The 9,835-nt window shown below is 72.5% G+C and carries 7 protein-coding genes and 1 pseudogene; 2 read left to right on the forward strand and 6 right to left on the reverse strand.

What is annotated here, in order from left to right; all coding sequences use genetic code 11:
• Both MHW47_RS26590 and MHW47_RS26595 read left to right on the forward strand, forming a co-directional pair.
• Positions 1 to 870: pseudogene (locus tag MHW47_RS26590) on the forward strand (serine protease); the annotation flags it as partial.
• A gap of 43 nt (positions 871 to 913) precedes the next feature.
• Positions 914 to 1,867 (forward strand): bifunctional riboflavin kinase/FAD synthetase, encoded by a 954-nt coding sequence (locus MHW47_RS26595; protein ID WP_239226307.1) that lies wholly within the window; start codon positions 914 to 916, stop codon positions 1,865 to 1,867.
• 43 nt (positions 1,868 to 1,910) lie between these two features.
• Here MHW47_RS26595 and MHW47_RS26600 read toward each other — a convergent pair whose 3' ends face one another.
• The 6 genes from MHW47_RS26600 to MHW47_RS26625 form a co-directional block, all read right to left on the reverse strand.
• Entirely contained in the window at positions 1,911 to 2,912 is a 1,002-nt protein-coding gene (locus MHW47_RS26600; protein WP_239226308.1) for an ABC transporter ATP-binding protein, read from the reverse strand.
• On the reverse strand, positions 2,909 to 3,946 hold the full coding sequence (locus MHW47_RS26605) for an ABC transporter ATP-binding protein (protein ID WP_239226309.1): 1,038 nt from the start codon (positions 3,944 to 3,946) through the stop codon (positions 2,909 to 2,911). Before MHW47_RS26605 ends, MHW47_RS26600 begins: the two co-directional genes overlap by 4 nt.
• Entirely contained in the window at positions 3,943 to 4,893 is a 951-nt protein-coding gene (locus MHW47_RS26610) for an ABC transporter permease (RefSeq protein WP_239226310.1), read from the reverse strand. Before MHW47_RS26610 ends, MHW47_RS26605 begins: the two co-directional genes overlap by 4 nt.
• Positions 4,890 to 5,972 carry an ABC transporter permease gene (locus MHW47_RS26615; protein ID WP_239226311.1) on the reverse strand — a complete coding sequence of 361 codons (1,083 nt, stop codon included), beginning with the start codon at positions 5,970 to 5,972 and terminating at the stop codon, positions 4,890 to 4,892. Before MHW47_RS26615 ends, MHW47_RS26610 begins: the two co-directional genes overlap by 4 nt.
• 98 nt (positions 5,973 to 6,070) lie before the next feature.
• A complete protein-coding gene (locus tag MHW47_RS26620; RefSeq protein WP_239226312.1) occupies positions 6,071 to 7,942 on the reverse strand; it encodes an ABC transporter substrate-binding protein in 1,872 nt (623 codons plus the stop codon).
• A 197-nt stretch (positions 7,943 to 8,139) separates the two neighbouring features.
• Positions 8,140 to 9,835, reverse strand: a 1,696-nt coding sequence (locus tag MHW47_RS26625; protein WP_239226313.1) for a MinD/ParA family protein, incomplete at its 5' end; no start/stop codon positions are given.

Consider the following 9,835-nt stretch of genomic DNA (forward strand, 5'->3'; position numbering starts at 1 on the left):
GGCGAACTGCACGGGCCGCTCCTGGCCCTGCTGGTCGCCGACCCGCGCACCCGCGACCGCCACCTCCCGCAGGCCGTCCGCGCGTTCACCGCCGAAGGGCCGCAGGAGGTCCGGGTGCCGCCCGCCGCGCTCGCCGCCGCCCTGCCCACGCACCCGGACACCGTGGTGGCCGCCTACCGGGACCGGCTCGCCCGGCCGGACCAGGGCGCGGGGGAGGTGCTGGGGGCCCTGGCCGGGATCGACGCTCCGGAACTCGCGCTGCACGCCGCCGGACTCGTCCGGGCCTATGTGGACGGCCACCCGGAGGACACCGTGCACACCGGCGTGTACCTCGACCGCCGGCTGGAGCACGGCCCCGCCGCGCGCGCCCTGCTGCTGCCGCTGCTGACCGGGCTGCTCCGGGACCGCCCGGCCGCCCCACCGGTCCGGGGCTCGCTGGCCGCGGTGCTCGCCTCGCCGGGCAGCCCCGCGTCCCAGCCGGTCCGCGACGAGCTGCTGGAGGTGCTGCTGGAGTTCGAGCAGAGCGGCGGGGCCCCGCACCCGGTGGTCCTGGAGGCGCTGCTGCGGGCCGCCGCCACCGGCAGCGCCGGACGGTCACCGGCCCGGACCAGGGCGCTGGTGCACCGCGCCGGGACGCTCCTCGTACGCACCCCCGAAGGGGCCGCGCTGTTCGACCGCAGACTGGTGGCGCTCGCCGGGGAGATTCCCGGGTTCGGCGCCCTGGTCGCCGGCTGGCTGGACGCCGCCCCGCGGGAATGGGCGGCCGTCGTGGGGCCCGGGGCGCGGCACACGCTGGAGGCCATGAAGGCGTCGATGCCCATGCCGATGCGGGCCGCAGAGCGTGAGCATGGCAGTCTTAGACCTGCGTAAGCGACATCATCACGTACACGGGTTCGGACGAGGAGCGGTCAGAGTGCAGCGCTGGCGAGGCTTGGAGGACATCCCCCAGGACTGGGGGCGGAGCGTCGTCACCATCGGCTCGTACGACGGGGTGCACCGCGGACACCAGCTGATCATCGGCCGGGCCGTCGAGCGGGCGCGTGAGCTGGGCGTTCCGTCGGTGGTCGTCACCTTCGACCCGCACCCCAGCGAGGTCGTCCGCCCCGGCAGCCACCCGCCGCTGCTCGCCCCGCACCACCGGCGCGCGGAGCTGATGGCGGAGCTGGGCGTGGACGCGATGCTGATTCTGCCGTTCACCACGGAGTTCTCGCGGCTCGCCCCGGCCGACTTCATCGCCAAGGTGCTCGTCGACAAGCTGCACGCCCGGCTGGTCATCGAGGGCCCCAATTTCCGTTTCGGCCACAAGGCCGCGGGGAACGTCGAGCTGCTGACCGAGCTGGGCGCCGAGCACGACTACGAGGTCGAGGTCATCGACCTGCGGGTGCGCGGCGAGGCGGGCGGCGGCGAACCGTTCTCCTCCACGCTCGCCCGGCGCCTGGTCGCCGCCGGTGACGTGACCGGCGCGGCCGAGATCCTGGGCCGCCCGCACCGCGTCGAGGGCGTCGTCGTGCGCGGCGCCCAGCGCGGCCGGGAGCTGGGCTTCCCCACCGCCAACGTCGAGACCCTGCCGCACACCGCGATCCCCGCAGACGGCGTCTACGCGGGCTGGCTGCACGCGAACGGCGAGGCCATGCCCGCCGCCATCTCGGTCGGCACGAACCCCCAGTTCAACGGCACCGAGCGCACGGTGGAGGCGTACGCGATCGACCGCGTCGACCTCGACCTGTACGGGCTGCACGTCGCCGTGGACTTCCTGGCCTACGTACGCGGCATGCTGAAGTTCGACACGATCGACGACCTGCTCGTGGCGATGGCCGCCGACGTGAAGCGGTGCGGCGAACTGGTCGCCGCCGCCGAACGGGACTGAGCACGGGTTTCCCGGCCGCGCCGGCCGGGAAACCGCCCGGCGCTCAGGCCGGGGGCGCCGCGGCCGTCGCGGTGGCCCAGTGGCACGCCACCTGCGTCTGCCCGCCGCCCGCCAGGACCGGCAGGTCCCGCGTACGGCACGCCTCGGCGACCCCCGCCCGCTCCGCCTCGCCCGAGGCCAGCACCTGGCAGCGGGCGTGGAACCGGCAGCCGGACGGCACCCGCGACGGGTCCGGCGGCTCCCCGGTCAGCACCACCGGGTCGCCCTCCGCCTCCGGCAGCACCGACAGCAGCGCCCGCGTGTACGGGTGGCGCGGGGCCGTCAGGATCTGCTCGACGTCCCCCGTCTCCACGATGCGGCCCAGGTACATCACCGCGACCCGGTCCGCGATGTTCCACGCCAGGCCCAGATCGTGCGTGACCACCAGCGCGGACAGGCCCAGCTCCTCGCGCAGCCGCAGCAGCAGCGCCAGGATCTCGCCGCGCACCGACGCGTCCAGCGAGGCGACCGGCTCGTCCGCCACGATCAGCTCCGGCTCCAGGACCAGCGCCCCCGCGATCACGACACGCTGCCGCTGACCGCCGGACAGCTCGTGCGGGTAGCGCAGGAAGAACCGTTCCGGCGGCCGCAGCCCCGCCCGCGCCAGCGCGTCGTGCACGGCCTGGCGCTCGTCGCCCCCGTAGCCGTGGATGCGCAGCCCCTCCGCCACCGCGTCGTACACCGTGTGGCGCGGGTTCAGCGAACCGCTGGGGTCCTGGAGGACCAGCTGCACCCGCTTGCGGTACGCCTTGAGCGCCCGGCTGCCGTAGTCCAGCGGCTTGCCGCCGTACGTGACCCGGCCCCCGGTCGGCGGGACCAGGCCGAGAAGCGACCGCGCCAGCGTCGTCTTCCCGCACCCCGACTCGCCGACCAGGGCGACGATCTCGCCGGGCCGGATGTCCAGGTCGACGCCGTCCACCGCGCGCGCCGGAGCCGCGCCGTGCCGGCCGGGGAACGTGATCCTGAGCCCCTGCGCGCTGAGCAGGTCCACCGGGGTCGTCGTCATGATGTGCTCCTCGCTTCCTCGGCACCCGGCGCACCCTGCGCACCCGGTGGGGCCGCCCCGGCCGGATCGACCAGCACGCACGCGGCCTGCCGGCCGGGACCGGCGTCCCGCAGCTCCTGGTCCAGCGTGGCGCAGGAGTCCAGGGCGACCGGGCAGCGCGGATGGAAGGTGCAGCCGGCCGGCAGCGCCGCCGGGTCGGGCGGGTCACCGGGCAGGCCCTGCGGCGCGAACCGGGACGCCGGGTCGCCGATGCGCGGGAAGGCGCCCGACAGGGCCCTGCTGTACGGGTGGTGCGCTCTCTCGTAGACCTCGGACGCCGGACCCTCCTCGACGACCCGCCCCGCGTACATCACGGCGAGCCGGTCGCAGGTGTCGGACAGCACCGCGAGGTCGTGGCTGATCATGATCAGGCCGAGGTCCTGTTCGGAGACGAGCTGTTCGATCAGGCGCAGGATCTGGGCCTGGATCATCACGTCCAGGGCCGTCGTCGGCTCGTCGGCGATGATCAGACCGGGATCGCAGGCGAGGGCCATGGCGATCATCACGCGCTGCCGCTGGCCGCCGGACAGCTCGTGCGGATAGGCGTCCGTCCGGGCGGCGGGCAGCCCGACCTGCTCCAGCAGCTCGCCGGCGCGCTTCCGGGCCGCCGCGGGGGTGGTCCTCCCGTGCAGCAGGATCGGTTCGGCGATCTGGTCCCCGATGCGGTGCACCGCGTTCAGCGAGTGCATCGCGCCCTGGAAGACGATCGAGGCGCCCGCCCAGCGCACGGCCCTGACCCGGCCCCACTTCATCGCGAGGACGTCCTCGCCGTTCAGCAGGATCTCGCCGGTCACCTCCGTACCCGCCGGCAGCAGCCGCAGCAGGGCCAGTGCCAGCGTGGACTTCCCGCAGCCGGACTCGCCGGCGATGCCGAGCTTGCGCCCCGCCTCGACCCGCAGGTTCACGCCGCGCACGGCCCGGGCCCCTCCGGCGTACGTCACCGTCAGGTCCCGTACCTCCAGCAGCGGCGTCTCGCGGATGCTCGTCGTGCTCAACGGGCCACCCCCAGCTTGGGATTGAGGACGGACTCGATGGCGCGCCCGCACAGGGTGAAGGCCAGGGCCACCAGGGCGATGGCGATGCCGGGAGGCGCCAGGTACCACCAGTCGCCCGCGCTGACCGCCCCGGCGGCGCGCGCGTCCTGGAGCATGCTGCCCCAGGAGGTGATGGTCGGGTCGCCGAGGCCGAGGAAGGCCAGCGTGGCCTCGCTCAGGATCGCGCCGGAGATCGCCAGCGTGGTCTGGGCGAGCACCAGCGGCATCACATTCGGCAGGACGTGCCGCAGCATGACGTGGCCGTGGCCGCCGCCCAGCGCACGGGCGCGCTCGATGTACGGGCGGGACTCCACCGCGAGGGTCTGCGCCCGCACCAGCCGGGCGGTGGTCGGCCAGGTCGTGACGCCGATCGCGATGACGATGGTCCACAGGGAGCGGTCCATCACCGTGGCGAGGGCGACGGCCAGCACCAGGGTCGGCATCACCAGGAACCAGTCGGTCACCCGCATCAGCACCGTCGAGTACCAGCCCCGGTAGTGGCCGGCGACGATCCCGACGACCGTGCCGATGGCGACGCAGAGGAACGCCGCGAGAAGGCCCACGGTCAGCGAGACCCGCGCCCCCCACACCAGCAGGGCCAGCACGCTGCGCCCGAACTGGTCGGTGCCCAGCGGGAACGCGCCGCTCGGTGACTCCAGAGCGCCGCCGGTCGCCTCGGTGACGCTCTGCGAGTCGGCGCCGACGAGCTGCGGCGCGGCCAGTGCGACGAGCGCGAAGACGACGAGGCAGCCCAGCCCCCACATGCCGCCCCGGTGCGTGCGGTACGCCCGCCAGAAGCGGGCCAGGGAGCGGCGTTTGCGGGCCCGTGCCAGGGCGCGGGCACTCCTGACGGGCTCGGGCGGGGCCGGCGCGGGCGTCGGCGTGGACAGGGGATCGGTCGTGGTCATCGGCCCACCCGGGGATCGAGCAGCGGATACAGCACATCGGCAAGGGTGTTCGCCAGGATCACCGCGGTGGCGAAGACGAAGAACAGTCCCTGGACGAGCGGCAGGTCGGGGGTGCTCAGGCCCTGGTAGAAGAGCGAGCCGAGGCCCGGCCAGGAGAACACGGTCTCCACCAGGATCTGCCCCGCGACCACATGCCCCAGGTTGACGAACATCAGGGTGAAGGTCGGCAGCATCGCGTTGGGCACGGCGTGCCTGCGGCGCACGGTGTCGTCCCGCAGCCCCTTGGCGCGGGCCGTCGTCAGGTAGTCGCTGCCCATCTCGTCGAGCAGCGAGGACCGCATCACGAGCAGCGTCTGCGCGTAGCCGACCGCCACCAGGGTGATGACCGGCAGCACCATGTGGTGCGCCACGTCGACCACGTAGTCGAAGCCGCTCGTGTCGCCCGACGTCATTCCGCCGGTCGGGAACATGCCGGGGATCGGGCCGACGCCCACCGAGAAGACGATGATCAGCAGCAGCCCGAGCCAGAAGGACGGCACCGAGTACAGCGTCAGCGCCAGCGCCGTGTTGAACCGGTCGTTCGCCGAACCGTTCCGCCAGGCGGTACGGGTGCCGAGCCAGAGCCCGAGCAGGCTGTAGAGGACGTAGGCGGTGCCGGTGAGCAGCAGCGTCGCCGGCAGCTTCTCGACGATCTTGTCCATGACGGGCGCGTGGTACGCGAAGGAGGCACCGAAGTCGCCGGTCAGCGCGTCCCCGATGTAGCTCGTGAACTGCTGCCACATCGGCTGGTCGAGCCCGAACTGATGGCGCATCGACTCCAGCTGCTCGGCCGATACGCGCCGGCCGCCCGTCATCTGCTTGACCGGGTCGCTCGGAATGAGCCGGAAGAGGAAGAAGCTGGTGACCAGCACCGCGAACAGGGAGACGACGGCCCCCGCGAGCTTGGCCGCCACGTACGTCAGATAGGCCTTGGTGTTGCGCGCCCGCGGCCCGCGGGCGGCGGCCCCGGGACCGGCCGGAGGGCCGTCCGCGGCCGCGTCCGCCTGGTGCACGAGCGCCGGAGTGCTGTCAGCTGTCATGGGAACTCTCGTAACTCGTGTCGTTCCTGGAGGAAGCGGCCGGCGCGGGCCCGCTGCCGCGCCCGCGCCGGCCGGTTCCTCTCGTCCCGTTCGAGAACCTACTCGCGATCGTCCGCGGTGGTGCGGCGGCGCCGCGAGATCAGGAAGCCGCCACCTGCGAGGACCACGACCGCGACCACGATTCCGATGATCACACCGGTGGAGGAGCCGGAGTCGCCGTCCGTGTCGCCGCTCCCGTTCGCGGGCACGGCCGACCACCAGCTCCAGTACCCGTCCTGGCCGTAGATGTTGCCGGCCGCCTCGGGCATGGTCGTGATGGACTTGATCTGGTCGGTGCGGTAGGCCTCGACCGCGTTCGGGTACGCGATGACGTTCATGTACCCCGAGTCGTAGAGCCACGACTGCATCTGCCCGACCAGCTCGGCCCGCTTCGCGGGGTCGTACTCGGCGAGCTGCTTCTTGTACAGCTCGTCGTACGTCCGGTCGCAGATGAAGTTGTCGGTGGCCGCGCTCGCCCTGGCCTTGGCGGGCAGGGCGGCGCAGGTGTGGATGCCGAGGACGAAGTCCGGGTCCGGGTTGACGGACCAGCCGTCGAAGGCGAGGTCGTACTCACCCGCGTACCAGGGCACCGACACGTCGTCCAGGCAGTCCACCTTCAGCCCGATGCCGATCTTGCCCCACCACTCCTTCAGGTACTTGCCGACCGCCTTGTCGTTGGGGTCGGTGGCGTGGCACAGGATGCGCAGGTCGAGCGGCTTGCCGTCCTTGCCGACGCGCCGGTCGCCCTTGAGCGGGTAGCCCGCCTCGTCGAGCAGCCGGGCCGCCTTGTCGGGGTCGTAGCCCAGCGCCTGGCCGGCGGACGGCTCCCAGGCGTACGCGGAGAAGCGCGGCGGGATGTAGCCCTTGCCCTCGACGGCGTGGCCCTGGAAGACCCGGTCGATGATCGTCTCCCGGTCGACCGACAGGAACAGCGCCTGGCGGACCCGCTTGTCGAGCAGCGCCTTGTTGCCGTCGCCGAACTTCTTGCCGTCCTTGGTCCGTGCGCCGGGGTTGGTGGCCAGCGCGTAGAAGCGGCGGCCCGGGCCCTCGTTGACCTTGATGTTCTTGTCGCCCTTGAGCGAGTTCGCCTGAGCGGGCGTCAGTGCGGGCGAACCGGCGACGAAGGAGACCTCGCCCTTGCGCAGGGCGGCGACCGCCGCGTCCTGGTCCTTGTACGTCTTGAAGACCAGCTCGTCGAACTTGGGCGCGCCGCGCCAGAAGTCCTTGTTGGCCTTCAGCTTCACGTACTGGTCGACCTTGTAGTCCGTCAGGATGAACGGTCCGTTGCCGACGACGGGGAACGCCGTGTCGTTGTTGAACTTCGAGAAGTCCCCGACCTTCTCCCACACGTGCTTGGGCACGATCGGCACGTCGAGCGCGGCCATGGTGGCCTGGGGTTCCTTCAGCTCGATGACGAGCTGGGTGGGGCTGGGCGCCGTCACCTTCTTGAAGTTGGTGACGAAGCTGCCGTTGGCCTGGGCCGCCGCCTCGTCGTCCATGATCTTGTTGAACGTCCAGGCCGCGTCCTCGGCGGTCGCCTGCTGCCCGTCCGACCACTTCGAGTCGGTCCGGATGGTGTACGTCCACGTCAGCTTGTCGGGGGAGGGCTCCCACTTGGTGGCGAGGCCCGGGACGGCGTGGTTGTCCTTGGCGTCGTAGTTCGTCAGGAAGTCGTACATGAGCCGCGACACGCTCGTGCTCAGCAGCTTCTGGGCGAGGAACGGGCTCAGGGAGTCGACGCTCTGCGCGACCGCGACGGTCAGCGTCTTGCCGCCGCTGTCGGCGGCCTGCGCCTGCTGGGGCGCGGCGCCCAGGGGTACGCCCGGTACGACGGAGCCGGCCGCGAGAGCGAGGGCGGCGGCACCGGAGCCCACGAACACGCGTAGACGTGCACGCGGCGGGGCGGAGGACGGTGAAATTCTTACGACCATGGTCAGAGACCTCGCGTCATGACTCGCACGGAGAAGATGGGATGAACTCTGGATCGCCGGCTGATGTTGCGCAGGTCTACCAGCGCTGGTCGAGCCACGTCAACGGTCCCCGAAACGGCGTGTGGGCTGCGGGAATGCCAAAAGGGTCCGCATCGCGGAGGCGATGCGGACCCTCATTGGTTCAGACCTCTGAAGCCCTACTGCTGAGGCGCTGACGGTGGCTGCTGCTGCCATCCGGCGGGCGGTACGGGGCCCTGCGACTCGGGGTGCGCGGACGGTTCCGGAGCACCCTGCTGACCGGGCTGCCCGGCCTGCGGCTGCGGGTACGGCTGCTGTCCCTGCGCGGGCTGCTGCTGCCACCCCTGTCCGGCGCCGGGGCCCGGCTGCGCGGGGTAGGGCTGCTGCGGGTAGGGCTGTCCGGGTGATTGCGGCGCGTACGGCTGACCGGGGTACTGCGGCTGTCCGGGCTGCGGCTGTCCGGGCTGCGGCTGGAACTGCCCCGGCTGGGGCCGTCCGGGCTGCCCCGGCTGCTGGGGTGCGTACGGCTGCGGAGCGGCGGGCTGCTGACCGGGCATCGGCTGACCGGGCATCGGCTGACCCGGGACCTGCTGGCCGGGGACCTGCCGGCCCGGCAGCGGCGGGGCGTACTGCGGCGGCGGGCCGCTGCCGTCCGACGTCCAGAGCCCCTGCTGCTGCTGGGCGCGCGCGAAGTCCTCGGCGACCAGCGCGGACAGGTCGAAGTACGCCTCCCGCGTCTTCGGCCGCATCATGTCCAGGTCCACCTCGGCCCCGGCCGACAGATGCTCGTCGAACGGCACCACGACCACCCCGCGGCACCGGGTCCGGAAGTGCTGCACGATGTCATCGACCTTGATCATCTTGCCGGTCTCGCGGACCCCCGAGATGACCGTGATCGACCGCTGGACCAGCTCCGCGTACCCGTGCGCCGACAGCCAGTCCAGCGTCGTCGAGGCACTGGAGGCGCCGTCGACCGAGGGCGTCGAGATGATGATCAGCTGGTCCGCCAGGTCCAGCACCCCGCGCATGGCGCTGTACAGCAGCCCGGTCCCCGAGTCCGTGAGGATGATCGGGTACTGCTTGCCGAGCACGTCGATCGCGCGCCGGTAGTCCTCGTCGTTGAACGTCGTGGAGACCGCCGGGTCCACGTCGTTGGCGATGATCTCCAGCCCGGAGGGCGCCTGCGAGGTGAACCGGCGGATGTCCATGTACGAGTTGAGGTGCGGGATCGCGTGCACCAGGTCGCGGATGGTCGCCCCGGTCTCCCGGCGCACCCGGCGGCCCAGGGTGCCGGCGTCCGGGTTGGCGTCGATGGCGAGGATCTTGTCCTGCCGCTCGCTGGCGAGGGTCGCGCCCAGCGCGGTGGTCGTCGTGGTCTTGCCGACGCCGCCCTTGAGGCTGATGACCGCGATCCGGTAGCAGGAGAGCACCGGCGTACGGATCAGCTCCAGCTTGCGCAGCCTCTCCTGCTCCTCCTTCTTGCCGCCCAGCTTGAACCGGGCCGCGGCCGAGGGGTTGCGGCTGCTCCGCGTCTTCTGCTTGCCCCGGATCAGCCGGTCGGACGTGAGCTCCACGGCCGCCGTGTAGCCCAGCGGGGCGCCCGGCACGGAACGCTCGCGCTGATCGTGGGTGACGGGCGCGGGCCACGCGGTGCCGACCCGCGGATCGACGGGCTGCTGGTACGGCTGCGGCTGGTGGGGCTGCGGCTGCGCCTGCGCGGGCAGCTGCGGGGCACCGCCGCCCTCGGCCGGCGGCTGCGCGCCCGGCGGGAATCCGTAGCCGCCGCCCTGCTGCGGGGGCTGGGGCTGAGGCTGCTGAGCGGACCAGGGCGCCTGCGGCTGCGGAGCCTGCGGCTGCGCGGCCTGCGGCTCCGCC

The sequence above is a fragment of the Streptomyces sp. OfavH-34-F genome (assembly GCF_022347745.1).
GTDB lineage: Bacteria > Actinomycetota > Actinomycetes > Streptomycetales > Streptomycetaceae > Streptomyces.